This window comes from Nonomuraea sp. NPDC049152 (genome assembly GCF_040648355.1).
Classification (GTDB): Bacteria; Actinomycetota; Actinomycetes; order Streptosporangiales; family Streptosporangiaceae; genus Nonomuraea.
On record NZ_JBEZDO010000005.1, the window covers coordinates 261,735 to 286,361 of the forward strand.

Annotated in this window: 25 protein-coding genes and 1 pseudogene; 18 read left to right on the plus strand and 8 right to left on the minus strand. The window is 69.7% G+C overall.

Annotation, left to right across the window (positions count from 1 at the left end):
* The first annotated feature begins 253 nt into the window (after positions 1–253).
* The 11 genes and pseudogenes from AB0B45_RS12485 (at position 254) to AB0B45_RS12535 (ending at position 6,212) form a co-directional block, all read left to right on the plus strand.
* Complete coding sequence (locus AB0B45_RS12485; protein WP_358129020.1) at positions 254–742, plus strand: hypothetical protein; 489 nt, start codon at positions 254–256, stop codon at positions 740–742.
* Positions 743–747: 5 nt separating this feature from the next.
* On the plus strand, positions 748–1,980 hold the full coding sequence (locus AB0B45_RS12490; RefSeq protein WP_358129022.1) for an SRPBCC family protein: 1,233 nt from the start codon (positions 748–750) through the stop codon (positions 1,978–1,980).
* Between the two features lie 31 nt (positions 1,981–2,011).
* Positions 2,012–2,215: pseudogene (gene gvpJ, locus AB0B45_RS12495) on the plus strand (gas vesicle protein GvpJ); the annotation flags it as partial.
* A gap of 241 nt (positions 2,216–2,456) precedes the next feature.
* Positions 2,457–3,236 carry a GvpL/GvpF family gas vesicle protein gene (locus tag AB0B45_RS12500; protein WP_358129024.1) on the plus strand — a complete coding sequence of 260 codons (780 nt, stop codon included), beginning with the start codon at positions 2,457–2,459 and terminating at the stop codon, positions 3,234–3,236.
* Positions 3,236–3,496 (plus strand): gas vesicle protein GvpG, encoded by a 261-nt coding sequence (locus AB0B45_RS12505; RefSeq protein WP_358129027.1) that lies wholly within the window; start codon positions 3,236–3,238, stop codon positions 3,494–3,496. Before AB0B45_RS12500 ends, AB0B45_RS12505 begins: the two co-directional genes overlap by 1 nt.
* Positions 3,497–3,500: 4 nt before the next feature.
* Positions 3,501–3,830 carry a gas vesicle protein GvpO gene (gene gvpO / locus AB0B45_RS12510; protein ID WP_358129030.1) on the plus strand — a complete coding sequence of 110 codons (330 nt, stop codon included), beginning with the start codon at positions 3,501–3,503 and terminating at the stop codon, positions 3,828–3,830.
* 11 nt (positions 3,831–3,841) lie between these two features.
* Positions 3,842–4,228 (plus strand): gas vesicle protein GvpJ, encoded by a 387-nt coding sequence (gene gvpJ / locus AB0B45_RS12515; protein WP_358129033.1) that lies wholly within the window; start codon positions 3,842–3,844, stop codon positions 4,226–4,228.
* Positions 4,212–5,009, plus strand: a complete 798-nt coding sequence (locus tag AB0B45_RS12520; RefSeq protein WP_358129036.1) for a GvpL/GvpF family gas vesicle protein — start codon at positions 4,212–4,214, stop codon at positions 5,007–5,009. The genes gvpJ (AB0B45_RS12515) and AB0B45_RS12520 overlap by 17 nt, the downstream gene beginning before the upstream one ends.
* Positions 5,002–5,229 carry a gas vesicle protein gene (locus AB0B45_RS12525; RefSeq protein WP_358129039.1) on the plus strand — a complete coding sequence of 76 codons (228 nt, stop codon included), beginning with the start codon at positions 5,002–5,004 and terminating at the stop codon, positions 5,227–5,229. Before AB0B45_RS12520 ends, AB0B45_RS12525 begins: the two co-directional genes overlap by 8 nt.
* Positions 5,230–5,234: 5 nt before the next feature.
* On the plus strand, positions 5,235–5,537 hold the full coding sequence (locus AB0B45_RS12530) for a gas vesicle protein K (protein WP_358129042.1): 303 nt from the start codon (positions 5,235–5,237) through the stop codon (positions 5,535–5,537).
* 63 nt (positions 5,538–5,600) lie between these two features.
* Positions 5,601–6,212, plus strand: coding sequence for a hypothetical protein (locus AB0B45_RS12535; RefSeq protein ID WP_358129045.1), 612 nt, complete (start codon positions 5,601–5,603; stop codon positions 6,210–6,212).
* A 10-nt stretch (positions 6,213–6,222) separates the two neighbouring features.
* Here AB0B45_RS12535 and AB0B45_RS12540 read toward each other — a convergent pair whose 3' ends face one another.
* Both AB0B45_RS12540 and AB0B45_RS12545 read right to left on the minus strand, forming a co-directional pair.
* Positions 6,223–7,839, minus strand: coding sequence for a beta-N-acetylhexosaminidase (locus tag AB0B45_RS12540; RefSeq protein WP_358129048.1), 1,617 nt, complete (start codon positions 7,837–7,839; stop codon positions 6,223–6,225).
* A complete protein-coding gene (locus tag AB0B45_RS12545; RefSeq protein ID WP_358129051.1) occupies positions 7,836–9,077 on the minus strand; it encodes a Gfo/Idh/MocA family oxidoreductase in 1,242 nt (413 codons plus the stop codon). The genes AB0B45_RS12540 and AB0B45_RS12545 overlap by 4 nt, the downstream gene beginning before the upstream one ends.
* Positions 9,078–9,156: 79 nt before the next feature.
* Here AB0B45_RS12545 and AB0B45_RS12550 point away from each other — a divergent pair, with 79 nt between their 5' ends.
* The 5 genes from AB0B45_RS12550 to AB0B45_RS12570 all read left to right on the plus strand — a co-directional run bounded on the left by AB0B45_RS12550 (position 9,157) and on the right by AB0B45_RS12570 (position 14,563).
* Positions 9,157–10,311, plus strand: coding sequence for an ROK family transcriptional regulator (locus AB0B45_RS12550; protein ID WP_358129054.1), 1,155 nt, complete (start codon positions 9,157–9,159; stop codon positions 10,309–10,311).
* 72 nt (positions 10,312–10,383) lie between these two features.
* Positions 10,384–11,625: a sugar ABC transporter substrate-binding protein gene (locus AB0B45_RS12555; protein WP_358129057.1), complete on the plus strand. Its 1,242-nt coding sequence runs from the start codon at positions 10,384–10,386 to the stop codon at positions 11,623–11,625.
* Positions 11,622–12,569, plus strand: a complete 948-nt coding sequence (locus AB0B45_RS12560; protein ID WP_358129060.1) for a sugar ABC transporter permease — start codon at positions 11,622–11,624, stop codon at positions 12,567–12,569. Before AB0B45_RS12555 ends, AB0B45_RS12560 begins: the two co-directional genes overlap by 4 nt.
* On the plus strand, positions 12,562–13,386 hold the full coding sequence (locus AB0B45_RS12565) for a carbohydrate ABC transporter permease (RefSeq protein WP_358129063.1): 825 nt from the start codon (positions 12,562–12,564) through the stop codon (positions 13,384–13,386). Before AB0B45_RS12560 ends, AB0B45_RS12565 begins: the two co-directional genes overlap by 8 nt.
* A 22-nt stretch (positions 13,387–13,408) precedes the next feature.
* Entirely contained in the window at positions 13,409–14,563 is a 1,155-nt protein-coding gene (locus AB0B45_RS12570; protein ID WP_358129065.1) for a hypothetical protein, read from the plus strand.
* A gap of 46 nt (positions 14,564–14,609) precedes the next feature.
* On the opposite strand, the gene AB0B45_RS12575 is transcribed toward AB0B45_RS12570, so the two are convergent.
* The gene (locus AB0B45_RS12575) at positions 14,610–14,783 is read right to left on the minus strand and encodes a CsbD family protein (protein ID WP_358129068.1); all 174 of its coding nucleotides are present in this window, start codon (positions 14,781–14,783) and stop codon (positions 14,610–14,612) included.
* Between the two features lie 101 nt (positions 14,784–14,884).
* Between AB0B45_RS12575 and AB0B45_RS12580 the strand changes: the two genes are divergently transcribed.
* Positions 14,885–15,772 carry an alpha/beta hydrolase gene (locus AB0B45_RS12580; protein ID WP_358129071.1) on the plus strand — a complete coding sequence of 296 codons (888 nt, stop codon included), beginning with the start codon at positions 14,885–14,887 and terminating at the stop codon, positions 15,770–15,772.
* Here the strand turns inward: AB0B45_RS12580 and fxsT are convergent.
* From fxsT to fxsA, 5 genes are read right to left on the minus strand one after another with little or no spacing between them, the layout of a single operon-like run.
* The gene (gene fxsT, locus AB0B45_RS12585) at positions 15,741–19,559 is read right to left on the minus strand and encodes an FxSxx-COOH system tetratricopeptide repeat protein (RefSeq protein WP_358129075.1); all 3,819 of its coding nucleotides are present in this window, start codon (positions 19,557–19,559) and stop codon (positions 15,741–15,743) included. The two genes, AB0B45_RS12580 and fxsT, sit on opposite strands and share 32 nt — an antisense overlap.
* On the minus strand, positions 19,556–20,638 hold the full coding sequence (locus AB0B45_RS12590) for a TIR-like protein FxsC (RefSeq protein ID WP_358129077.1): 1,083 nt from the start codon (positions 20,636–20,638) through the stop codon (positions 19,556–19,558). The genes fxsT and AB0B45_RS12590 overlap by 4 nt, the downstream gene beginning before the upstream one ends.
* A 12-nt stretch (positions 20,639–20,650) precedes the next feature.
* Complete coding sequence (locus AB0B45_RS12595; protein ID WP_358129080.1) at positions 20,651–21,403, minus strand: AAC(3) family N-acetyltransferase; 753 nt, start codon at positions 21,401–21,403, stop codon at positions 20,651–20,653.
* Positions 21,400–23,604 (minus strand): FxsB family cyclophane-forming radical SAM/SPASM peptide maturase, encoded by a 2,205-nt coding sequence (locus AB0B45_RS12600; protein ID WP_358129083.1) that lies wholly within the window; start codon positions 23,602–23,604, stop codon positions 21,400–21,402. Before AB0B45_RS12600 ends, AB0B45_RS12595 begins: the two co-directional genes overlap by 4 nt.
* 13 nt (positions 23,605–23,617) lie before the next feature.
* Complete coding sequence (gene fxsA / locus AB0B45_RS12605) at positions 23,618–23,788, minus strand: FxSxx-COOH cyclophane-containing RiPP peptide (RefSeq protein WP_358129086.1); 171 nt, start codon at positions 23,786–23,788, stop codon at positions 23,618–23,620.
* A gap of 488 nt (positions 23,789–24,276) precedes the next feature.
* Here fxsA and AB0B45_RS12610 point away from each other — a divergent pair, with 488 nt between their 5' ends.
* On the plus strand, positions 24,277–24,474 hold the full coding sequence (locus AB0B45_RS12610; RefSeq protein ID WP_358129089.1) for a hypothetical protein: 198 nt from the start codon (positions 24,277–24,279) through the stop codon (positions 24,472–24,474).
* Positions 24,475–24,627: the final 153 nt, after the last annotated feature.

The window sequence follows — 24,627 nt, forward strand, 5'->3', positions numbered from 1 at the left end:
TTAGAGGAATGTCAAATTAGACAGCTGTCAAAATAGAAGGAGTGCTGACGCGAGAGCGCGATAGCCGGAGATCGCGGCATTCACGCGCGATCCCAGGCGATGGACAACGGGCGACCGATTCGTCACCACTTGAGATCCAACGTCAAGTTTGTCCATCTTTTTCTCGTATATGGATGTTTATCCGATTTCGGGGGAGATGTGGGACCGATTCGAGAGGCAGGCGTCCTCGAAAAAGGATCAAGGAGTGCCCATCATGAAAGACCGAACGCGCGTAGTCATTGCCGTCGCGGCCGGGTACTACCTCGGCCGGCGGCACAAGTTGCGCTTGGCGGCCGCGCTGGCCGCCGCTGGGCTGGCGAGCCGCATGAAGCGGGGCGAGGGCGGCGGCCTCCTGCAGCAGGGCACCAAGCTGCTCGGCTCGTCCCCCGAGCTGCAATCGCTGACCGACCGCCTGCGCGGCGAGCTCGTGGAGGTCGGCAAGGCGGCGGCCGTCGCGGCGACGAGCAGGCAGATCGACACGCTGACCTCGCGACTGCACGACCGCGCCGAGTCGTTGCGCAAGCCGGGCGGCACCAGGAAGGCGGACGAGGAAGAGGCCGACGAGGTCGAGGAGTACGAGGGCGACGAGTACGACGAGGAGCCCGAAGAGGAAGAGGAAGAGGAGAAGCCGCCGCCGCGTAAGGCGCCGGCGAAGCCGAGGGGCCAGCGTCCTGTCCGCTCGGTCACCAAGGCGAGGAGGTGAGCTCGATGGCGGCACCCAAGGTCGCCGAGAAGGTCTCGGGCAAGGTCGCGGGGAAGGTCGTCGGGAAGGTGTCGGAGAAGGTCGAGGAGAAGACCGGGCAGGCGCTGCCGACCGAACAGCTCACGCAGGAGCTGCAGAACCTTCTGACAGCGCTCGCCGTGCGGGCGCTGGGCTCGGTGACCGGCAAGGTCGAGGGGATGACCGGCCGGTTGACCGACTTCGCGGAGGGCGGCGGGACCAACCTGCTCGGCGCCATCACCGGCAAGCAGTCAGGCGACGGAGGGTCCGGTGGCCTGGGGCCGTCCATGGCGAAGGGGGCGATCATGGGGGCGATCAAGGGCGCCCTCGGTGGCAAGTCCAAATCGGGCACGCTGAAAGTGACCAACATCGTCGAGGCGATCGACGTCGGCGCTCCCCTCCGGGTCGTCTACAACCAGTGGACGCTGTTCAAGGAATTCCCGAGCTTCATGAAGAAGGTCGAGAACGTCGAGCAGGAGTCGGACGAGACACTCACGTGGAAGGCACAGATCTTCCTGTCGCACCGCGACTGGAAGTCGAAGATCCTCGAGCAGGTGCCGGACGAGCGGATCATCTGGCGCTCCGAGGGCAAGAAGGGCTACGTCGACGGTGCTGTGACCTTCCACGCGCTCACCCCTGACATCACCCGCGTGCTGCTCTTCCTGGAGTACCACCCGCAGGGACTTTTCGAGAGCGTCGGCAACCTCTGGCGCGCCCAGGGGCGGCGGGCCCGCCTCGAGTTCAAGCACTTCGGCCGCCACGTCATGATGCAGGCGATGCTCCACCCCGACGAGATGGCCGACAAGGGCTGGCGGGGCGAGATCCACGACGGCAAGGTCGTCAAGGACCACGAGACCGCCCTTCGGGAAGAGAAGGAAGGTCGCGCCGAAGGAGAGGAGCCGGAGGAGAAGGCGGAACTGGAGGAGGAGCCAGAGGAGAAGGCGGAGCCCGAGGAGGCCGAGCTCGAGGAAGAAGAGGAAGAGGAGCCGGAGGAAGAAGAGGAGGAAGCGGGGCCCGAGGAGGCGGAGCTCGAAGAAGAAGAAGAAGAGGAGCCCGAAGAGGAAGAGGAGCCCGAGGAAGAAGAAGACGAAGAGGAGAAGCCTGTCGTCGCCAAGGAGCGGCCCAAGAGCGCGGGTGTCCAGCGTCCGGTACGGCGACGCCGCACGGCGGAAGAGGGTGACAGGCCGCCCCGAGCCACGCGGAGCACGCGAACGCGCTGACCCCCGGGGAAACGATCACCAAGGAGTAGGTATGACGGTGCAGCCTGCGGCAGGCGGTGGGAACAACAACCGCGGATCCGCGACGAGCCTGGCGGATGTCATCGACTCGATCCTCGACAAGGGGCTTGTCATCGATGCGTACGTCAGCGTCTCACTCATCGGCATCGAGATTCTGAGCATCGACGCTCGGATCGTCGTGGCCAGCGTGGACACGTATCTGCGCTTCGCCGAGGCGACGAACCGGTTGGACCTCACCAAGACCAGGAAGCCTGGCATCCCGGAGATGCTGGAAGGCATGACGCCGGGACAGGAGATGGGAGAGGCGGAGCAGATCGAGTCGATCGAGCAGATCGAGCAGGCCAGGAAGGGCGGAGCCCAGGGTTCGCTGGAGGCCGCCGGTGAGAGGTTGGGCGACTTCACCGCCGACCAGGAAAAGGTGCCCAGAAAAGCGCGGTCCCGAAGGGAGGAGGGGTGACATGGCCGAGAACCCTTCTGCGGAGCAGGGAAACGGGTGCTACATCTACGGCGTCGTGCCGGCCGAGGTCGAGGTCGACCATGAGGCGAAGGGCGTGGGGGACCCGCCCGCGCCGGTGCGGGTGGTACGGCACGGGAAGATCGCCGCTCTGGTGAGCGACATCAAGCTCGGCCGCCCGCTCGGCACTCCCCAGGACCTGCTGGCGCACGAGCAGCTCCTCGACGCGACGGCGGCGGAGGTGCCCGTGCTCCCCATCCGTTTCGGTGCCGTGGTGGCGACCTCCGACGCGGTGGTCGAGGAGTTCCTGGCGCCGTACCACGACGACTTCGCCGCCGCCCTGGCTGAGCTGGAGGGGCGCGCCCAGTACGTGGTCAAGGGACGCTACGTGGAGGACGTGGTTCTCACGGAGGTGCTCGAGGAGAACCCCGAGGCGGCGCGGCTGCGAGAGGAGATCCGCGAGCTGCCGGAGGACGCCTCCCGCAACCAGCGCATCCAGCTCGGCGAGATCATCAACGACTCGATCACGGCCAAGCGGGAGGCCGACACACAGGCGCTCGTCGACGGTGTCGAGGGCGTCAGCGTCATGTCGTCCGTCCGGCCGCCTTCGCACGAGCAGGACGCCGTTCACGTGGCCCTTCTCGTGGAGACCGGCCGGCAGGGCGAGCTGGAGCAGCTCATGGAGGAGCTCGGGCGGAGCTGGTCCGGCCGGATCGAGCTGCGGCTGCTCGGCCCGCTGGCGCCGTACGACTTCGTCGTGTCACAGAACCAAGGGGCACGGTGATGGTGGGACTGGTCACCGGCATCCTGGGCCTGCCGCTCGCGCCGCTCAAGGGGCTGATCCGCCTCGCGGAGCTCATACGCGACCAGGTCGATCGCGAGCTTTACGACCCTGCGGTGGTCAGGCGCGAGCTGGAGGAGATCGAGGCGGCGCAGGCGGAGGGCCTGATCTCCGAGGAGGAGGCGGCCGAGGCCATGAACCAGATCCTCCAGCGGATGATCGCGCAGCCGACGGCCGAGCCAGAGGACACGGAGAGGAGGTGACCCCGTGCCCGCCAAGCGCAGGGTCGTGCGTCCGGAGGAAGACGAGGCCGACAGGCCCATCAGGCGTCGCGCCCGCGAGCTGACGGCCGCGACTGCGAGCGAGGTCGGGCTGCGCCACATCGTCGACCTGACCTCGAGGGAGGTGGAGAGCGTCACGCTGGTGGAACCGGCGGAGGACGGGTGGGTGGTGGTCGTCGAGGTCGTCGAGGACCGGCGCATTCCCTCGTCCGGGGACATCCTGGCGCTCTACGAGGCCGATCTCGACCCGGAGGGGAACCTGTTGTCCTACCGGAGGAAGGGCCGCTACCGGCGAGGCAGTGGCGACAATGTGTGAGAGGTCATGACATGACGGAAGCCTCACGATTCACTCCTGCCGTACGCCCGGGGTCCTCTGTCGCCTCGGCGGGCCGCGAGTCCGCCAACCTCGGCGACATCCTGGAAAGGGTGCTCGACAGAGGCGTGGTGATCGCGGGCGACATCCGGGTGAACCTCCTGGACATCGAGCTGCTCACGATCAAGCTGCGCCTGGTGATCGCCTCAGTCGACACGGCCAGGGAGATGGGCATCGACTGGTGGGAGCACGACCCGTGGCTCACCGGGAACAACCGGGGCCTGCTGGAGGAGAACCGCAGGCTGCGAGCCCGGCTGACCGCGATGGAGGAGCAGCAGGCACTCGTGCTGGAGGAGGAGCAGGCCCTGGAGAGCGACCGACCGGATGATCACCGTGAATGACAAAGGGACCTACCTCTACGCGGTCACGCTCGACACCGACCTCGCCTGCCCCGAGGGCCTGGCCGGGGTCGCCGGCGCCGAGGTTCGCGCCATCCGGCACGCAGGGCTCGTGGCGTATGTGAGCACCGTCCCGCTGGAGCAGTTCGGCGCGGAGCCGCTACGGGAGTCGATGGAGGACCTCGACTGGCTCGGCGAGACCGCCAGAGCGCACCATCGCGTGGTGGAGGCGGTCGCCGAGGGCAAGCCGACCGCGCCGGTCAGGCTCGTGACCGTCTACAGCGACGACGAGCAGATCAGAGGCCTGCTGAGCCGGCGGCACGACGACTTCGTGGAAGTCCTCAGCCGCATCGCCGACCGCCAGGAATGGGGTGTGAAGGCCTATGTCGACCTGGCGTCGGCTCCTCCCTCCGAGGAGCGGGCGACGGGGGCGGGCGGCCCTGGTGCGGCGTATCTCAGGCGGCGGCAGGAGAGCATTCGCGGCAGGGAGGAGGCCTGGCGCCAGGCCGCCGCACGCGCGGAACGGATACACGACGCCCTCTCGTCCTTCGCCATCGCGAGCCGCCGGCACCGCGCGCAGGACCCGCAGCTGTCCGGCCGCAAGGAACTCATGATCCTCAACGGCGCCTACCTCGTCGAACACGACCGTGGGGAGGAGTTCACCCGCCTGGTCGAGGAGTTGCGCGGGCCGGGCGTCGACCTCGAGATCACCGGCCCGTGGGCGCCCTATTCCTTCACCGACCTGGCCGACCCGGCGGAACCCGAGGTGCTCGGTGATGGTTGAGGACCCTCGCGGCGCCGCGCTGGCCAGGGAGGGCCGGCTTCCGCCCGAACGGGTGGCGCTGGTCGACCTCCTGGACCGGCTGCTGGCAGGCGGTGTGGTCGTGAGCGGCGACCTGGTCCTGTCCATCGCGGACATCGACCTCGTACGGATCTCCGTACGCGCGTTGATCATGTCCGTGCGGGAATGCGAGACGACGCCGGACGACGGCATGCGGAGGTGAGCACGATGGAGGCCGGCCGACCGGCACGAACGAGCAGGCTGCGCATCGAGACCGATGCCGAGGCCATGGAGCGCGATCTCTCTCGGCTGGTGCTCACTCTCGTCGAGCTCGTCAGGCAGCTGGTGGAGCGCCAGTCCGTGCGGCGGATGGAGCAGGGAGACCTGTCGGACGAGCAGATCGAGGTGCTCGGCCTGACGCTGATGCGGCTGGAGGAGGCCATGACGGAGCTGTGCGAGCGGTTCGGGCTGACTCCAGCCGATCTCAACCTCGACCTCGGACCGCTCGGGACGCTCCTTCCCGAGGACTGAACCTTTCACCGGACCGTGCCATCTAAATCCCCGTAAAGATCCACATAACGGGGAGGCACAACGATGCGGATCGCACTGGTACTGGCGGGGGTCGCGGTGGCGGGGGCGCTCACGACCCAGCCCGCCGCAGCGGAGAGCACGTCGATTCCGAAGAACTTCCTGCAGTACGAGAAGGAAGCGCGCAAGGACGTCAAGGGCGAGCACTGGTACGTCAACGAGGGCGAGAACCGCGACCTGATCGAGGTCGAGAATCTCCAGTGCGACAACGCCAGGCTCGCGGGCTGGATCGACCGCAGGGACGTCTCCTACGACCCGGAGATCGGCGGCGGGGAGAAGACCGACTCGAAGTGGGGGGAGCAGGTCTTCCTGTTCGCCGACGCCGACCGGGCGGGGAAGATGCTGAAGCAGATCCGCGAGCGCATGGAGCGCTGCGACGACATCAAGATCACGCAACCGGCGATCGGGGACGGTGCGGTCACCGGCTCGCGCACGGTCAAGCCCACGAAGAGCGACCCGACCTCGCAGACGCAGAAGTTCGTCGCGGTGCGGAAGGGCGCCGCGGTGGCCCTCTACTGGGACCACCACAACGTGGCGAAGGCGCAGCGGACGATGGCTCAGCACCTGGCGGACGCCCAGCGGATGGCCGCCAAGCTCTGCGAGCTCGGCGGCTGCTGACCCGGCCCCGTCAGGGCGCCCCGTACCTGGAGACGATGTTGGCCGTCCAGGCGGCCACCTCCTCGTCGATCTCGGCGCGGGTGCGGGGACGCCCGGGGGCGTCGGGGCGGGACTGCCAGGGGCGGGGGCCGGTGGCGGGCCGATATTCGACGCCTACCGCGTCCAGGCGGCGTTCGTGGGCGCGGAGGCGCTCCTCGAAGCCGGTGAAGTCCCGCTCGCGAGGTCCCCAGACGACCTCGGCGAAGGCGGCCAGGCGGGGGAAGGCCATGTAGTCCAGCAGCCGGGGCGAGTCGATGTGCTCGGTCCACAGGTTGGCCTGCGCGCCGATGATCCGCTCGGCCTCGTCGGGGGTGAGGCCGGGCGGGACGGGCTCGACCTCGTACACGTCCCGCAGGGTGGTGATGCTGCCGATGGGGACGGGCTCGGCGGGGTCGGCCGACTGGCGGAAGTCGAGGTACAGCTCGGTGAACGGGCACACCACCACGTCGTGGCCGAGCCTGGCCGCGGTCACGGCGCCGTACCACCCCCGCCAGGCCGCCACGGTCGTGCCGCGCGGCGGCCCGCCTTCGAGGATCTCGTCCCACCCGTACGGCTTGCGCCCCCTGGCCAGCAGGTACTCGGTGAACTGCCCGATCATCCAGCTCTGCAGCTCGTCCTCGTCGCGCAGCCCCAGCTCCCGCATGCGCTCCTTGGCCTCGACGCTGTCGCGCCACTGACTCTTGGGCGCCTCGTCCCCGCCGACGCAGACGTAGTCGCCGGGGAACAACTCCAGGACCTCGTCCAGCACCGCCTGGAAGAAGGCGATGGTCCCGTCCGCCACGTTGAGGGTGTTCTCGCCGACCCCCCACTCGGTCCTGACGGGGAGCGGCTCGGCGAGGTTGCCCAGCTCCGGGTAGGCGGCGATGGCCGCCTGGGCGTGCCCTGGCAGGTCGATCTCGGGCACGACGGTGACGAACCGGTCGGCCGCGTAGGCGACGATCTCCCTGATGTCGTCCTGCGTGTAGTAGCCGCCGTGCGGGCGCCCGTCGTAGGTCCCGTGGACGACCGACCCGACGGGCGACTCGGTCCGCCAGCCGCCGACGTCGGCCAGCAGCGGGTAGCGCCTGATCTCCAGCCGCCACCCCTGGTCGTCGGTGAGGTGCAGGTGCAGGACGTTGAGCTTGTGCATGGCCAGCAGGTCGATGTAGCGCAGCAGCTCGTTCTTGGGCAGGAACCTGCGGGCGACGTCGATGAGCACGCCACGCCACGCGAAGCGGGGCCGGTCCTCGACGGTCACGGCGGGGACGGTCCACGGGCCCGTCGCGGTCCTGCCCGCTCTGAAGGCGTCGGCGGGGAGGAGTTGCCGCAGCGTCTGCGCGCCGTAGAAGGCGCCCGCGGGTCCGCCCGCGTCGATCGTGACCCGGTCCGGCCGTACGGCGAGGCGGTACTCCTCCTCGCCCAGAAGGTCGTCGCGGCGCAGTTCGATGCCGCCTGGCCCCGGCGGGAGCGCGAATCCTGTGGCGGCGCCGAGCACGCCGCGCAGCCAGCGGGCGGCCCGGTCGAACCCGGGGTCGGCGTGCAGCGCGGTGTCCTCGCCGAGGACGAACCGCCCGTCGGCCGGGGCTGCGTGCAGCGGTCGGGGGATCACAGCGCCTGCACCGTTCCCGTCTCGCGGGCCCGCTCGGCCGCCCACGTCAGCAGGTGACCGTCGAGCGCCTCGTCAGGGTCGCACTCCAGCACGCTCTGGTCGCCCGCGGCGACCGCGGCCAGGAACGCGGCGGTCAGGCCCTCGTCACCGCCGCCGTGCCCGCCCGCCATCGAAGCCCCGCCCGCGTAGGCGTCGATCTGTTCCTCGACGCCGGTGCGGAAGTCCACGACCCTGATCGTCCTGCCGTCGCCTTCCAGGTGGCCGTGGCTGCCGAACAGCCGGGTGCGGCGGTGCTCCATCGGAGTGAAGGCGGTCATCGTGAACGACGCGGTGACGCCGCCCTCGAACTCGATGTTCACCACCTGGTGGTCCACCACGTCGTTGTCGCACGCGTAGACGCACCTGCCGTACGGGCCCGTGGTCAGTGCCGCGATGACACCCGAAGGGGTGGGGTCGGTGGTGACCGCCGACAGCGGCCAGAACTCGGCGGAGGGGTCGCCGAGGCAGCCGAGGTAGAGGCGGGTCGCGGAGTAGGGGCAGCCGGGTTCGGCCGCGCAGTCGACGCAGCGCTCGCCCGCGTTCTCCGGCCGGTTCTCGGGCCTGAAGTGCGACAGGCTCCCGAACGAGGAGACCCTGGCCGGGCGCAGGCCGACGATGTGCAGCAGCCAGTCCATGTCGTGGCAGGACTTGGTGAGCAGCATCGGCCCCGACTCGTCCGCGCGCCGCCACGCTCCGCGGACGAAGGAGTGGGCCTGGTGCCACCAGCCCACGGGCTCCAGATGCTGCACGCTCGCCAGCCGGCCGAGCACGCCCGAGTCGAGGACGCCCCTGATCGCGCGGGTGTAGGGCGTGTAGCGCATGACGTGGCCGACCGCGAAGATGACCTTGCTCTCCCGCACGGCCGCCACGATCGCCCTGGCGTCCTCCTCCTCGGGGGCCATCGGCTTCTCCAGCAGGATGTGGTAGCCCAGCCGCGCGAAGGCGACGGCGGGTCCCGCGTGCATCCGGTCCTGGGTCGCGATCACCACCGCGTCGGCCAGCCGGTCGACCGCGGCCAGCTCGGCCCAGCCCACAAAGACCCCGTCCGCAGGGACGCCGAACTCCGCGGCGAACGCCCGCCGCCGCTCGGGATCCGGCTCGGCCACGGCGACCACCCTGCCGCTGCCTGTCCGCACCGCCTCGCGGGCGTAGCGCAGGCCCCGCATGCCCGCGCCGACCACCGCAAGATTGACGACCACTGTTTCTCCCCTGGCGTGGTGACTAATAATGGACTTCATCATTAGTTCCCAGGAACGCGACAACGTCAAGAGGTGAACCGTGGAAGTCGGCGGAGGAGATCTCCAGAGGCTGCGCCAGCTCAACTCGCTGGCCTGTCTCCGGGCGCTGCGAGGGGCGGCGCCGCTGACGGTCGCCGAGCTGTCGAAGAAGACGGGGCTGTCCAGGGCCTCGGCCGTCGAGGTGGTCGCCGACCTGCGCGAACGCGGCTGGGTCGCCGAGGTGCCGCCCGCGCAGGGCGCCATGGGCAGGCCCGCGCGCCGCTACCGCTTCCGCTTCGACGCGGGGCATGTGCTCGGCGTCGACATCGGCGTGCACAAGGTCCTGGCCGCGATCACCGATCTGAACGGCGAGGTCGTGGCCAGCGGCAGGACCTCCGTGAGCCCTGACGTCCCGCGCCGCGAGCGGCTGGCCGCCGTGGACCGTGCCACCGCCGCCTGCCTGTCGATGGCCGGCCTGACCCCCCGGGACATCTGGGCGGTCACCGTGGGGACGGTGGGCGTGGTGAACCGCAAGGGCCGGGTGACCACCGTCCACTCGATACCCGACTGGGCGGGCGTGGACCTGACCGCGCACTTCAAGGCGTCGTTCGACGCGCCCGTCCTGGTCGCCAACGACAGCAAGCTGGCCGCGCTGGCCGAGCAGCGGATGGGCGTGGCCCGCGACGTGCGCGACCTGGTCTACCTGCACGTCGGCAGGCGGCCCGGCGCCGCGCTCATCCTCGACGGCAGGCTCCACCACGGGTTCGGCGGCGGGGCGGGCGAGGTGGGCCTGCTGGAGGCGGTGCGCTGGCTGCGCATGGGCGAGCACCTGGAGGGGCTGCCCTCGTTCGCCGACGCGCCGCCCGACCAGGTGGCGGGCCTGGTCTTCGGCGCGGCGAGGAACGGCGATCCCGAAGCGGTCGAGGCGGTGGAGCGCTACGCGGGCGACCTGGCGGTGGGCGCGGCGGCCATGGTGCTCACCGTCGACCCCGAACTGGTCGTGCTGGGCGGCGGCTTCTCCCGCTCGGGCGACGTGCTGCTGGAGCCGGTGCGCCGCGCCCTGGAGTCCCTCTGCCTGCGGATGCCGGAGCTGCGCCTGTCGGCCTTGGGCGAGAACTGTGTGGTGCTGGGCGCCGCGTGCATGGCGATCGACGAGGTCAACGCGCTGCTGCTGTCCGCCGACGACCCGCTGGAGCGAGCACGACTTTATGACTAACTCTTGACGATTATTGCTCCGTGTCCATACTTACGATGCAAAACCTCGAAAGTATCCCTCACGGAGGCCCCCATGGCTGGACGCCTGTCATGCCTGATCGCCGGCGCGTTGGTGACAGCGCTCGCCGGCTGCGGCGGCAGCGGCTCAAGCGACTCCGCAGGTCCCGTCGAGATCACCTACGGGATCTGGGACGTCGACCAGCAGCCGGCCCTCGAACAGGTCGCTGCGGCATTCACCAAGGCCAACCCCGGCATCAAGATCAAGATCCAGACGACCGGCTGGGACGACTACTGGGCCAAACTGAAGGCCGCCGCCACCGGCGGCGTCGCGCCCGACGTGTTCTGGATGAACGGCTCCAACATCAAGCTCTACGCCTCCAACGGCATGCTGCTCCCGCTCACCGACAAGCGGGACCTGTCGGTCTACCCCAAGGCGCTGGTCGACCTCTACACCTACGAGGGCACCACGTACGGCCTGCCGAAGGACTTCGACACGATCGGCCTCTGGTACAACAAGAAGCTGTTCGACGCCGCCGGCGTGAAGTACCCCGACGCGTCGTGGACCTGGGCCGACGTGCAGTCCGCCGCCAAGAAGCTCACCAAGGCCGACGGCAGCGTCTACGGCATCGCCGCCGCCCTCAACAACCAGGCCGGGTTCTACAACACCATCGCCCAGGCAGGCGGCTACGTCCTGTCCCCCGACGGCACCAAGTCGGGCTACGACCAGCCCGCCACCATCGAGGGCATCAGGTTCTGGACCGACCTCGTCAAGAACGGCGTCTCCCCGACCCAGCAGCAGATGACGGACACCGAGCCGACCGTGATGTTCGAGTCGGGCAAGGTCGCCATGTACTACGGCGGCAGCTGGTACGCGGGCCGGTTCAACAAGAACCCCTCCACCAAGGACACCGTGGACGTCGCCCCACTGCCGGCGGGCAAGACCAAGGCGGTCGTCACCCACGGCGTGGCCAACGTCGTGTCGGCCAAGTCCGCCCACCAGGAGGCCGCCACGAAGTTCGTCGACTTCCTCGGCGGCAAGGAGGCCGCCGACATCGTCGGCAAGGCCGGCTCGGTCATCCCCGCCTACTCCGGCACCCAGCAGGCGTGGATCGACGCCGCCCCGCAGTTCAAATTGAAGATCTTCATCGACCAGCTCGACGTCTCCTTCCCCTGGCCCGGCTCCAAGAACACCCCCGCCTGGATGGACGAGGAGATGCCGGTGCTCGCCAAGGCGTGGACCGGCGAGGTCACCCCTGAGCAGGCGGCCGCCACGCTCGCCGCCACCATGAACAGCGCGCTCGGCGCCGAACGATGACGACCACCGCTCAGCCGCTCACCAGGCCCCGCGGGGAGTCCGCTCCCCCTGGCGGGCGCCGCTCCCTCCGCAGGACGACGGAGGCCAGGTGGGGGCTGCTCATGATCGCCCCGCTCGGCCTCGGGCTGGCGGTGTTCTACCTGTGGCCGATGCTGCAGACGTTCTACTTCGGCTTCACCGCGTGGGGGCCGTTCGGCGACAGCACCTGGACGGGGCTGGACAACTACCTGCGGCTGCTGGCGGACGAGAAGGTCTGGGCCGCGCTCCGCAACAGCCTGGCCTACACCGGCCTGGTCCTCCTGGGCGTGCCTCTGGCGCTGGTGTTCGCCGTCCTGCTCGACCAACGGAAGCTGCGCGGCCGCGGCCTGTTCCGCACGCTGTACTTCCTGCCGGTCGTCACGATGCCGAGCGCGGTCGCCCTGCTGTGGCAGTACCTCTACAACGGCGACTTCGGACTGGTGAACCAGGCGCTGGCGACGGTGGGCGTGGCGGGCCCGTCGTGGGCGTCCGATCCCGGCACCGCGATGTTCGCGCTGGCAGCGGTCGGCGTCTGGATGGGCTTCGGCTACAACCTGGTCATCCTGATGGCCGGGCTGCAGACCGTGCCCAGGCAGCTCTACGAGGCCGCCGCCATCGACGGCGCGGGAACGGTCAGGCAGTTCGTGTCGGTCACCGTGCCGATGATCAGCCCGACCGTCTTCTTCGTCTCCGTCATCACGATCATCAACGGGCTGCAGATGTTCGACCTGGTCTACCTGATGATGCCGCCGGGCAGCCCCGCGCTGCCGGCCACCCAGACGGTCGTGCACCTCTTCTATCAGAAGTCCTTCGTCCAGAACGATCCCGGGTACGGCGCCGCCATCGCCGTCCTGCTGTTCGCGGTCATCGGGCTGCTGACCGTCCTGCAGTTCCGGCTCCAGCGCAGGTGGGTGCACCGTGGCTAGCCGCCGGAGCGCCCTTGTCGTCTCCTACGCGGTGCTGGCCCTGGGCGCGGTCCTGGTGGTGGGACCGTTCGTCTGGGAGCTCCTCACCTCGTTCAAGACCTATCCCGACTCGGTGCGGGTGCCGCCTTCGCTGCTGCCCGCCACCTGGGACGCCTCCGGCTACACCAGGGTCTTCGAGCTGGTTCCGCTGGGCCGTCAGTTCGTCAACACGGCACTGATGGCGGCCGGCCGTACCGTGGCGCAGCTGGTCATCTGCTCGCTGGCGGCCTTCGCCTTCGCACGCCTGGAGTTCCCAGGGCGGCGGTTCTTCTTCGGGCTGTTCCTGGTCGTGCTGATGGTGCCGGCGCAGCTGTTCGTCATCCCGCAGTTCCTCATCGTGCAGCGGCTGGGCTGGCTCAACTCGATGGCGGCGCTGATCGTGCCGGGGATGTTCAGCGCCTTCGGCACGTTCATGCTGCGCCAGTTCTTCGCGGGGCTACCGCGCGAGCTGGACGAGGCGGCCGAGATCGACGGGTGCGGCCCGCTGCGCCGCTACTGGCGGGTCCTGTTGCCGCTCAGCCGTCCAGGGCTGCTCGCGCTGGCCGTCCTGACCCTGCTGTGGTCGTGGAACGACCTGCTGTGGCCGCTCATCGTCACCACCGATCCCGAGAGCACGACGCTCTCCGCCGGCCTGGCCACGCTCAGCGGCCAGCACAACGTCGAGTACCCGACCGTCATGGCGGGCGCGCTGCTGGCGACAGCGCCCGTGATCGTCATCTTCGCCATCCTGCAGAAACAGATCATCGAAGGCATCGCGACCACCGGCAGCAAGGGCTGAGTCCTCCCCCGAAAGGTGCGCCATGCGCAGAATTCTGCTGTTCGTTGTGCTCTTACTCCCGTTATGCCTGACCTCGTCGCCGGCGGCCGCGGCCGTACCTGCGCGACCGAAGGTCATGCATCTCAACCTCGCCGGCGGCGAGTGGTGGAAGGGCTCCAGGGTCCCCGTGGACTCCGTCGCCGCCACCGCCCGGCAGACCCGACCTGACGTGATCTCGCTCAGCGAGCTCTGCTACGACCAGTTCACCGCCCTGCGCGACGCGCTCAAGCCGCTGGACGCGAACGGATACCAGATCAAGGGCTGGGGCTTCGTCACCGAGGCCAACAGCCTGAAGTACACCAGGTGCCTCGGGCTGCGGGGGACCTCGGAACCCTGCTACGCGGCGGGGACCTGCCACCTGGCGATCGGCTCGGCGATCCTGACCCGCCGCGACGCGTGGGAGGGGACCACCTGGGACCTGCCCAGCTTCGTCCGTGGCGACGGTGCCCTCTACAAGCTGTACTGCCTGCACACGTGGCTTCCGGTGGAGACCTCCCCCATACGGCTGCAGCACTCGCAGGCCTGCACCACCCACCTGGACCCCACCGGTGGGGTCGTGGACACCTCCAGGATGGACAACGGCTGGTCCTCCTTCTGCCTGCCCAAGAGCAGCGGATGGGCGGGTGAGGACATCAGGCACTGCCAGGCCAGCGTGATCCGCGCCAGGATCGAGGAGAACCTCATGGTTCCCGATGAGAACGGCCACTACGCCCCGCTGGTCCTCGCGGGCGACATGAACAACCGGCTCGACGAACCCGCGTTCACCTCGTATCCGGCGATCCAGCAGCGGGCCGCGCAGGTCCAGACCTGGCGCAACTACTTCGGTTTCTCCGACTACCAGCTGCCGGGGACCACTCCGTTGAGGTTCCACTTCCGCGAGGCGGGTGCCGCCGAGAACCTGCCCACGTTCTGCCACGTCCTCGGCGTCCCCACGAACGCCCTGCCGCCGGCCACCGTCGCCTGCGACCCCGACTACACCCCCGTGAAGATCGACGACGTTCTGTTCCAGACCGAATACTGGGACTCGCCCGCGGAGACCGTGACCGTCCAGTACAGGACCCCTGGCTCAGCCTCGTCCGGCCTGCTGTCCGACCACCGCAGGGTGGAGGCCACCCTGTCGTGGGACCCGCTCCCCTGAAACACGTGAAAGGCCGGTTCCGAGATTTCGGAACCGGCCTTGCGGGTCACTTCTTGAAGGCGTCCTTCACCTTCTCGCCGGCCTGCCGGAGATTGCCCTTGGCCTTCTGGACCTTCCCCTTTGCCTGCATCGACTCGTTGTCGGTCGCGTCGCCCAGGCGCTCCTTGATCTTGCCCTTCGTCTCTTCGATCTTGCCCTTGGCCTTTTCGCTCTTCCCCATGATCATGCCTCCCCGGGTGTCGCGAATTATCCATATTTAGAGTGGTTAGACCGTTTATTCCAGCTTACGACTGCCCTTGAATTCTGGGCATAAACCCAGCTGTGACGACGATCGTGCGCACTCCCCGAGGCCGGAAACTCGCCGTCGAAGAATGGGGGTCCCCCAGCGGCCACCCCGTCTTCCTGCTGCACGGCACGCCGGGCAGCAGGCTGGGCCCCAGGCCGAGGGCCTCTGTCCTGTACCGGCTCGGCGTCCGGCTCATCACCTTCGACCGCCCCGGCTACGGAGGGTCCGATCCCGCGCGCGGGCGGCGGGTCAGCGACGCGGTCGACGACGTCAGCGCGGTCGCCGACGCGCTCGGCCTAGGCACGTTCGCCGTCGTCGGCAGGTCGGGCGGCGGGCCGCACGCCCTCGCCTGCGCCGCCCTGCTGCCCGAGCGGACCTCGAAGGCCGCGGTGCTCGTCGGGCTCGCGCCGCGCACCGCCGAGGGCCTCGACTGGTTCGACGGGATGGCCGAGTCGAACGTGGTCGAGTACAGCGCCGCCTCCGCCGGCTACGACGTGATCGCCGAACGCCTGGGCCGGGCGGCCGAGCGGATCAGGGCCAACCCCGCCCAGCTCGTCGCGGGCCTGTTCCACGAACTGCCCGAGGCCGACCGCAGGGTGGTGGCCGACGACGGCATCAGGAAGATGCTGTGGCGCAACTTCGCCGAGGGCCTGCGCCACTCCGCGGACGGCTGGGTGGACGACGCCATGGCCTTCATCGGCCCGTGGGGCTTCGACCCCGCGGTGATCGAGACACCGACGCTGCTGTGGCACGGCGAGGACGACGTGTTCTCGCCCGTCGCGCACTGCCGCTGGCTCGGCGAGCGGATCCCCGGCTCCGTCATGGCCGTGGAGCCCGGCGCGGCGCACTTCGGCGCGCTGTCGGTGCTTCCCGACGTGCTGCGCTGGCTCGTCACGTCGGCTGCGGTTCGAGATCCCTGTTGATGCGCCGCCATTCGCGCAGCGACTCGATGTTGGGGTGGTCGCCGCCCAGCACGTCCCTCATCAGGCCGATGACCTCGCGCTGCTGACCCGTCGAGTGCAGGGTGATGGCGAGGTTGGCCCGGCAGGCGAGCGTGTCGGGGTGCAGCGGGCCGAGGACGCTCTTGAGCAGAGCGGCGGTGTCGCGTTCGAGCGTCTCCGCGGCGGCGAGGTCGCCGAGGTCGCCCAGGCAGTTGGCGTGGTTGACGGCGCACGACAGGGCGAAGGGGTGATCGGCGGCCAGCCGTACCCTGAAGGCCTCCATGGTCTCCTCGCCCAGCTCGTAGGCCTCCCGCACGTCGCCCGTGCCGCGCAGGTAGGTGATGAGGTTGTTGGCCACGACGAGCGTGTAGGGGTGGGTGGCGCCCAGGCTTGCACGGAAGTCGGCGAGGATCCCCGTGGCGATCCGCCGCGCCTGCGGCTTGTCGTCCAGCGCCGAGAGGCAGCAGGCGTACTCCAGCTCGGCCGCCCTCGTCTCCGGCGAAGCCGGATAGTGCAGGACGTAACGGTCGTAGGTCTCCTTGGCCAGCTCCAGCGCCTCGGTCTGCTCCCCCGCCTTGCGCAGCGAGACGGCCAGGCTCTTGGCGGTGCGCAACGTGTCGAGGAAGTCGTCGCCCAGTACGTCCTTGTACTTCTCCAGCGTGTCGCGCAGCAGTTCGACCGACAGCTGGAACTGGCCGGCCTCCCTGTGGTCGCGCGCCAGGTTGGCCTGGGAGAAGAGCGTGTACGGATGCGCGGCGCCGAGCACCGCCTTTCGCCGCTCCAGCGTCTCCTGGTCGATCCGCCTGGCCGAGAAGCAGTCGCCGACCAGCCGGTAGGAGACGGCCAGGTTGTTGGCGGCGGCGAGCGTGCGCGGGTGCTCCTCGCCGAACAGCTCCTTGAACTGGGCGTAGGTGTTCTGGTCGAGCGTGAGCGCCTGCCTGAACTCGCCCAGGCCGCGCAGGTCGGCGGCGAGGCTGCCCGAGGTCATGAGCGTGTGCGGGTGCCGCTCGCCGAGCGTGGTCCGCTGCATGGCCACGACCTGCTCGTCCTCTTCCTTCGCCGCCTTGTAGCGGCCCTGCGACCTGAGCACGTTGGCCAGGTGGAAGCGCAGGTACAGCGTCTGCCAGTGGTCCCGCCCGTGCGCGTCGAGCCAGGCCCGCTCCAACTGGCGGCCGCGCTCCAGCGCGCGGTCGAAGTTGCCGCGCTTCCAGGAGTATCGGACGGAGTCGATGAGGAGCTGGCGGGTGTCCTCGTCGCCGCACTCGGCCGCCCGCGAGGCGGTCAGATGCGGCCAGATCAGGCTGTAGCGGGGCCAGTTCTCCGGGTCGTCCACGTCGCCCTGGCGCGGGCGCGCGCCGACGAGCACGGTGTGCACGTCGTGACAGGCGCGGGTCTGTGCCTCGTCGTCCATCTGGCTGCGGATGACGGCCTGCACCAGACGGTGCACCTGGATGGTGTTGTCGCTCTGGTCCACCCTCGCGAGCGCGAACCTGCTGATCTCCCTGATCACGCTGCCGAGCATGAGCTTCTCGCGCAGGCTGTCGTCGTGCTCGCGTAGCAGCCGCACCATCTCGTCGCTGTAGATCATGGTCATCGAGATCGGGTCGGCCGAGAAGAACGCGCACAGCTGCAGCAGCCGCACCGCGGCAGGCGAGCGGCGCATGAGCTGCTCGAGCGAGACGTTCCAGGTGGCGGCGACCGGCTTGGGCCCTCTGAAGGTGGGCAGCGCCCTGGTCAGCTCGCTTTCGAGCAGCTCGACGTAGTCGCCCGCGGGCATGCCGGTCTCGCGCAGCCACGCGCCCGCCTGGTCGACGGCCAGCGGCAGGAAGCCCAGCGCCGTGGCCACCTTCTCCGCGTCACTCTCCGGCAGGCCCTGTACCTGGCCGCGCAGGTGCTCCACGCTCTCGTCCCTGCTGAACACATCCACCTCCAGGGGCGCGGCCACGCTCGACCACGCGGGGTTGCGCGAGGTGATCAGCACGTGCCCCGCGGCCCCGACGGGCAGATGATCGGCCAGCTCGGCCAGCTCGGTGGCGTTGTCGAAGATCAACAGCCACCTCTGGTACGGCTCGCCGCGCCGCAGGCTCTCCAGCACCGCCTTGACCGTGGCCTCCTCCGGCTTGATCCCGAGCCTGGGGGCGAGCTCGTCGAGGAAGTTGTCGGAGATGCCCGCGGGTTCCTCCGCCGACACCCACCACACGAGGTCGTAGTCGGCCATGAAGCGGTAGGCGTACTCCAGCGCGACCTGGGTCTTGCCGACGCCGCCGAGGCCGTACAGGGCCATGGGCAGGACGACCGCCTGTCCCGTGCCGACGAGCTGGTTGCGCAGCTCCTCCAGCACGGCCGCGCGCCCGGTGAAGGCGGCGTTGCGCGGCGGCAGGTTCCACACCCTCGGCGGCGTGCCGGGGTAGCGGGGGCCGATCGGGGCGGGCTCGGCGGGGTGCTCGGGCGCCTGCCCCGTCCTGCCGAAGACCTGCAGCAGCACCTGCGCCGCCTCGCTCTCGACGAGCCGGTCGATGCGGACGCCCTCCTCGGTGGGCAGGTCGCCGACCCTGATCGCCACATAGGACGGCTGCTCGTCGAGGAAGTGCCTGGTCCTGGGCGAGCGCTGGTAGGCGGGCGAGACGAGGGCGGCGACCCTGGCCGCGCCGGACAGCGTCTGCTCCCATTCGGGCAGGTCGGCGCTGACGACCACGACCTTCATGCCGCTCCTGCGCAGCAGCGCGGCCACCCAGTCGGCCCACATCCTGTCCTCGGGGACATAGCTGAGCGCCAGCGTCCCCTCCTCCTCGAGGTCGGGCGGCCTGCGCTCGAACAGCGACAGGACGTGGGCGCGCACCTCGTCGGTGACCGGCGGCAGCCCGCTGACGTCGCCGTCGGTGAGCGCGGAGGTCAGCCGCTCGTACGCCGCCAGGATCGAGGAGGGCGAGGTGGCCACCTCGCCGAAGGTGGCCAGCGTCTCCTCGTAGGCGTAGAAGGGCACGTAAGGGATCTCGATGGTGGCCCAGTACTCCTCGGCGTTCGCGCCCTTGGGGAACCCGGCGAAGCGTCTGCGCGCCAGCGCCCGCCCCGCGTCGAGCTTCTTCTTCTCGCCCGACTCGATGCGCATCGGGACCGGCAGGATCCTGATGCCCCTGTCGCGGTAGCGCTGGTCGATGTGTCTGGCCACGGCCGCCGCGCCGTCGATGCTCTGGTCGCTGAGCGTGAAGCAGTCGACGAGCGTGTCGGGAAAGTGCACGGTGCAGATGTCGGCGATGTCGCTGAGCCCGGTGCGGCTGTCGATCAGCACGTAGTCGTAGTGGCGGCGCATGTCGGCCCGCAGCGCGTCGAGGAAGACGCCGCCGCCGAGCCGTTCGTAGAAGTTGTCCCAGTCGAAGGTGGACAGCAGCGAGGAGTAGTCGCGGTTCTGACGTCCCGCCGAGATGAAGTCGATGGTGCCGCTGCCGGGGAAGTGGTCGTACTCCAGCGAGACCGCCCTCGGCAGCACCTGGGTGTACTCCAGGTGCCAGTCGGGCGCGCGCTCGACCGGCTGAAGGGCGGCGAAGGCGTAGTCGGTGATCAGCTCGATGACGCCGGGCGTCGCGCTGATCACCCCGGCGTCGAGAAAGGGGTGGAAGAACCTGTGCAGGCCAGGCGATTCGAGGTCCCAGTCGAGCGCCAGCACCTTCCTGCCGTTGGCGGCCAGGATCCAGGCCACGTTGGCCAGCGCCATCGTGCGTCCCGTGCCGCCCTTGTAGGAGTAGAACGTGATGATCCTGCCCTCGCTCATGACCACTCCTCGGGGCCGCTCAACCTCGGCTTCTCGCTCGAAGGGCCAGGCGGTGGATATCCGGGGGCCTCGCGCAGCCGCCGCCACTCCGCCTGCCTGATCAGCTCGGCCAGCGCGTCCAGATCGGAGATCGGCCTGGCCTCGACCGTCTCGCGCAGCGTGCCCTCCAGCCGCCCGCGCTCCGACGCGCTCTGGACGTCGCCGTCGTGCCACGGCACGAGCACAGGAACCGTCAGTTCCGCCACCGCCTCGCGTACCCCCTTGTCGGCCAGCGCCCACGGGTCGAGCAGCACGACGCCCTGCTCGCCGTCGTGGCCCGCGTGCTCGTCCAGCGTGCCGACGACGGGCCGCAGGCCCTGCCGCCTGACGACCTCGGCCGCCGCCTCGGCGAGCGTGCCGGGTCCCGCGAAGGGGTTCCAGTCGAGCGGCGACCTGCCGTAGAAGCCGGGGTCCCGGTCACCGGGCAGCGCGCCGAGGCTCGGCGCGACCACCGTCACGTGGTACGGCCTGCCGGTCTCGACAGTCGCGAACGCGTTCGGCTGGTCGCGGTAGTCGGGGATGGACTGGTAGGGGACCTCCACGGTCCTGCCGACCTCGATGATCCTGCGCGCCAGCCACCAGACGCCCTCCTTGTACGCCTCGCGGAAGCGGCGCAGTTTCATGACGCCGTAGATGCCGCTTCTGGCGTACTCCTTGCCGAAGGCCACATGCTCGTAGTTGAGAATGCCCGCGCATTCGGGCACCACCGTGTCGTACAGGGGCGCCCACAACACCGGCAGGATCGCCTCGGATCCCGGACCGCAGCGCCGGCTGAACGCGCCCCACTCCTTGCCGCAGTGCTCGCTGTCGAAGTAGGTCATCGAGTAGACGGGCACGAACACCCTGCAGGTGGACAGCGCCTGGGAGACGTGAGCGGGCCAGATGCCGCCGACGGGCACCTGCCTGTCCATGAAGCCGGGTTGCTCGACGTTGGCCACCGCGCGCACGTCGTCGGACACGTGCTTGAAGAATCGAGCGACCCAGAGGTCGCTCACGTCGTTGCGCCGGTAGCTCAGAAAGAAGTACGGGGATTCGGGCAACCCGCCTCCTTTCTATTTCACGGCAAGCCAATTCACTGCGAAATCCACCGCCGACGCAAGAGGCAGCAGACGACATTCTGCCCGTCCAATGCCGCCTTTCCGAGAGAATTCCGTTTTGTCGAGTTCGGCGCCGAGCTCCGCCAGGTGAGCGTCCCGGAGGTCGACGTCCTGGTACTCCCACCAGCCTTCCTCCACCACGCATCGGTAGGTCCTGATCGGCGGGTCGGGGAGGCGGTACTCGGCCAGGTGCAGCGCCGTGCAGGAGGTGTAGCCGACGCCCATGAGCAGGATCCACGCGTTGGCCTCGTAGAGCCTGGCCAGCGGGGAGTGCTCCCCGAGATGGCAGTCGCGGGCGTGGTCGTCCATGAGCTTGGCCGCCATAGGGCCCAGCGCGGCGAACGAGGTCTGCGGGTGCGCGCTGCGCACGGCGCCCTCGGTGGTCCTGATGTGCTCGGCGAGCCGTCCCATGCCGGTGGAAGGGGTGGTGAGGGGGTCGAAGGCGGGCATCGCCGCGCGGAAGGCGGCGACCTGCCCTGGGGACATGCCCGCGATCCGCTCCAGGTGCTCGCGGGAGGTGTCGGAGTTGTCGGCCGTCTGCGTGGGCACCACGAGCGTGCCCTCCTGGCCGACCACCTCGCGCAGCGCACCAGCCGCCGTCGCCGCCGTGACGTCGCCGATCCTGCTCAGCGCGCTGTGGACGAGCAAGACCTGGCCCGAGGCCACACCCAGCCGCCTGAGCTGCGCGGACAGCTCCCGCCTCGTCATCCGAACCTGCCGCGGTGCGCCGCCCGTTCCGCCTGCGCGCCGCGCTCGGCCTCCTCGGGCACCGGTTCGTCCAGCCACGGCGCGACGGCAGCCCGCATGCCCGCCACGAACGCCGCGCCCAGCGGGGTGAGCGTGCCCGCGCCGAGCAGCGTCTCCACGGCCATGGCGGTGTCCGCGCGCCGGCGGGCGAAGGCGAAGGGATCGCGCCCCCGCCAGAAGTCGGTGACGGCCAGGTGCGCGTAGGCGCCCTGCAGCAGGCCCTCCAGCGGCCGCGGGTCCTCGCGCCACGGCGCGTAGAAGAGCCTGGCTTCGCGCTCGTCGAACAGGTCGAACAGGTCGAGCACCCCGCCCAGCTTCACGTGCTGGAACTCGTGCATGAGCAGCAACGCGAGCGTCTCCGCGTCGGGCGGCGGCGTCGTGGCGACCGCGCCGAACGCCTGCCTCGCCGCCGAGCTGGCGGTGCCCGCGGCGGGGTCGAGCGGGGTCAGCGTCGTCAGGCCCGCCCTGATCGCGGGCAGGTAGGCGGGATGATCGCGCTCGATCACCTGGACGGCCCCGGCGAACCGCTCCTGCCACACCGCCGCCCGCTCGCCGGTCAGCCGCGGGGCGGGCCTCCACTGATGGCAGTCCCTGTAGGGGTCGAGGTCCTCCAACGCCACGTCGATGCCCTCAGCCGTGAGCCGCCGCAGCGGCGCCCACGTCGCTCCTTCGGCCTCGGCCCTGCCGCCGTCGACGCGCACCAGGGTGCCGCTCATGCCGGTGAGCGCGCCGAGGCCGGGAAGGTACGCGGCGCCCGCGCGCACCTCGACCTCGATCTCGGCCGTGACGCCCGCGGTGACAGCGGCCGCCGCGGCGATGTTGCCGAGGTAGGCGGGGCCCGCCGTACCGGCGAGCCTTCTCACCGCCCACGCCCGCACGTACGGGTGGTCGAGCACGGCGGCCAGCGCGGCAGGGTGCTCCTCGTCGATCCCGGTCAACAGCCGCCACGCGGGCCCCGGCACGGCGGCCTTCGTCAGCGCCAGCCTGCGTAGGCTCGCCTGGCCCGCGGCCAGCGCCGCCACCGCCTCCGCGCTCCCGTGGCCCGCGGCCAGCTCGCCGAGCTGCGCCGACGTCAGCTCGTGCGTACGGCGCAGCCGCCCCCGCACATGCGTGATCAGCTTGAGCAGGTCGGCGCAGTAGACGCTCGGGTTGGCGAAGCTCCCCTCCTTGTAGCGGTGCGGGTAGAGCCCGCCGCCGCAGCTTTCGACGACGGGGCACCTCTGACAGGTCTGCGCGAGCCCGTCGATCCCGCGCTGCCGCGCCACGATCCCCGGATGCAGCGCCACCTCGTCGAGGGTGTGGCCGAACACGTCGAGCCCCGTCTCAGGCGCGCCGTCGTAGGCCGCCTTCAGCGAGTCGACCTGCTCGTACGCGCCGTCGGTCTCGATGACCACCAGATCGCTCGGTTCGAGGCCGAGCGCCTCGGTCATGCTGGGCCCTCCCCGCGACGTCGACTCGATCGAGTCGAACAGCCGCACGGCCATCGGCCTGCCGTCCGCCACCCACCTGTCGAAGACGGCGATGAGCCAGTCGCCCGCCCCGCTCCCGGGCGGGTCGTCCCATGTGGCGTGCCTGAGCAGGAAGTCGACCCGGGGCGGCGCCTGCTCGGCCAGCGCCTCGTAGACGGCGATCGGGTCGTTGGCCACGTCGACCGTGCACAGCAGCCCCGCGTAGAGGTGCGGGCGCCGCCGCAGCATGGCCAGCCTGCCGAGCACCCTGTCGTGGCTGCCCCTGCCGTCGGCGTAGCGCCTGTGGCGGTCGTGGGCGGCTCGATCGCCGTCGAGCGAGACCCCCACCTTGACGCCCTTCTCCTCGAACAGGTCGAGGTAGTCGTCGTCGAGCAGCAGCCCATTGGTGTGGACCCGGAGGTCGAGACGGCATGTTCCGGCCAGCGCCGCCTCGATCGCCTCGGCGACGGCCTGCAGCCTGTCATGTCCCGCCAGGAGGGGCTCGCCGCCGTGGAGCACGACCGTGACCTGGTCAAGGGCGTGGCTCTTGACGTGCTCGGCGATGCGCAGCGCGCTCCACGCGACCGTCTCCCGCGACATCACCTTGGGCCGCCGTCGCCAGCTCTGGTCGGCGTGCTCGTATACGTAGCAGTGGTCGCAGGCCAGGTCGCACCTGCTGTGGACCTTCAGGACGAACTGGCGGAACGGCACCATCGCCGCCCTCCCGTCAGATGGAGGAGTTGAACGCCGCCACGGAGACTCTGGGGGTATCGGGGACGACGCGGCGCAGCATGCCCGCCAGCTCGGAGTCGCACAGGTCTTTCTCACACAGACTGCTCAGCGGGACGTCACGCACATCCACGACGCCCGAGATCACCGCTGTGGCCTCTTTGTCCATGTCTGATCCATTTCGAAAAACCCTGCAGGGATTCAAGGGGAGTCTAATCCTGGCGGCGCCTGTCGCTTCTGACCGCCAGGAGCAAAACTCCGCTCGAAGTTTTCTCTCAGTTGTGGATACGTCGGGAACGCGTCCACCGCCTCACCCGTCTTTCGCCGACGCGGTGCGCAGCTCGGTGAGACAGCGCTTGACGACGTGCCCGCCGTACCTGCTGGAGCCCTGAGGGGGAGAGCACCGACATGCCGGTAGCATGTCATGCCATGATCGCGCGTTTCTGGTGGCCCGTCTCCTAGGCGGTCCGCGCGCGATGCCCGATGACCGCCCTCGCGAGGCGGTCGTCGATGGTCGGCCTCCTCGTCCGTACGACCGGAGGCCCATATGACGACCTGGCCCGCTCTTCTCGGCACGCTGCTCGACGGTGGTTCACTGCGCGCCGAGGCCTCGTCGTCCGCGGGCGCCGACGTGCTGACGCGGCGCACAACGCCGGGGTGGCGCGGAAGGTGCTCGAAGGGGCTCGGGGTCCGGTTCGCGACATCGTCTGCCTGAACGCCGCCGCGGCGCTCGTGGCGGCGGGGCGCGAGGGGGTGCGGGGCCTGGGTGCGGCGTACGAGCGGGCGTGCGCGGCGATCGACTCGGGCGGTGCCGCGAGCCTCCTGGACTGCTGGGCCGCGGCCACCCGGAGCTGATTCCATGCATATTCCCAGCAGAAAGTCAAGGAACAGCAAGTGGATCATTACCTATGGGGTCCTGGAACGAGCGAAAAAGATGATGTCGCAGGTCACCGGGAGCCCCAGAAATATGGATTTAAGGCCGAAATGCGGTAGATCATCACCAGCTGC

What these genes read in the sequence shown, in the direction of transcription:
- AB0B45_RS12505 (WP_358129027.1), top strand. Translation starts at nt 3,236, where the DNA reads ATGGTGGGACTGGTCACCGGCATCCTGGGCCTGCCGCTCGCGCCGCTC.
- AB0B45_RS12595 (WP_358129080.1), bottom strand. Translation starts at nt 21,403, where the DNA reads ATGACGAGGCGGGAGCTGTCCGCGCAGCTCAGGCGGCTGGGTGTGGCC.
- AB0B45_RS12600 (WP_358129083.1), bottom strand. Translation starts at nt 23,604, where the DNA reads ATGGTGCCGTTCCGCCAGTTCGTCCTGAAGGTCCACAGCAGGTGCGAC.
- AB0B45_RS12520 (WP_358129036.1), top strand. Translation starts at nt 4,212, where the DNA reads ATGATCACCGTGAATGACAAAGGGACCTACCTCTACGCGGTCACGCTC.
- AB0B45_RS12570 (WP_358129065.1), top strand. Translation starts at nt 13,409, where the DNA reads ATGCGCAGAATTCTGCTGTTCGTTGTGCTCTTACTCCCGTTATGCCTG.
- AB0B45_RS12485 (WP_358129020.1), top strand. Translation starts at nt 254, where the DNA reads ATGAAAGACCGAACGCGCGTAGTCATTGCCGTCGCGGCCGGGTACTAC.
- AB0B45_RS12530 (WP_358129042.1), top strand. Translation starts at nt 5,235, where the DNA reads ATGGAGGCCGGCCGACCGGCACGAACGAGCAGGCTGCGCATCGAGACC.
- AB0B45_RS12560 (WP_358129060.1), top strand. Translation starts at nt 11,622, where the DNA reads ATGACGACCACCGCTCAGCCGCTCACCAGGCCCCGCGGGGAGTCCGCT.
- gvpJ (WP_358129033.1), top strand. Translation starts at nt 3,842, where the DNA reads ATGACGGAAGCCTCACGATTCACTCCTGCCGTACGCCCGGGGTCCTCT.
- AB0B45_RS12535 (WP_358129045.1), top strand. Translation starts at nt 5,601, where the DNA reads ATGCGGATCGCACTGGTACTGGCGGGGGTCGCGGTGGCGGGGGCGCTC.
- AB0B45_RS12575 (WP_358129068.1), bottom strand. Translation starts at nt 14,783, where the DNA reads ATGGGGAAGAGCGAAAAGGCCAAGGGCAAGATCGAAGAGACGAAGGGC.
- fxsA (WP_358129086.1), bottom strand. Translation starts at nt 23,788, where the DNA reads ATGGACAAAGAGGCCACAGCGGTGATCTCGGGCGTCGTGGATGTGCGT.
- AB0B45_RS12525 (WP_358129039.1), top strand. Translation starts at nt 5,002, where the DNA reads ATGGTTGAGGACCCTCGCGGCGCCGCGCTGGCCAGGGAGGGCCGGCTT.
- AB0B45_RS12500 (WP_358129024.1), top strand. Translation starts at nt 2,457, where the DNA reads ATGGCCGAGAACCCTTCTGCGGAGCAGGGAAACGGGTGCTACATCTAC.
- AB0B45_RS12555 (WP_358129057.1), top strand. Translation starts at nt 10,384, where the DNA reads ATGGCTGGACGCCTGTCATGCCTGATCGCCGGCGCGTTGGTGACAGCG.
- fxsT (WP_358129075.1), bottom strand. Translation starts at nt 19,559, where the DNA reads ATGAGCGAGGGCAGGATCATCACGTTCTACTCCTACAAGGGCGGCACG.
- AB0B45_RS12490 (WP_358129022.1), top strand. Translation starts at nt 748, where the DNA reads ATGGCGGCACCCAAGGTCGCCGAGAAGGTCTCGGGCAAGGTCGCGGGG.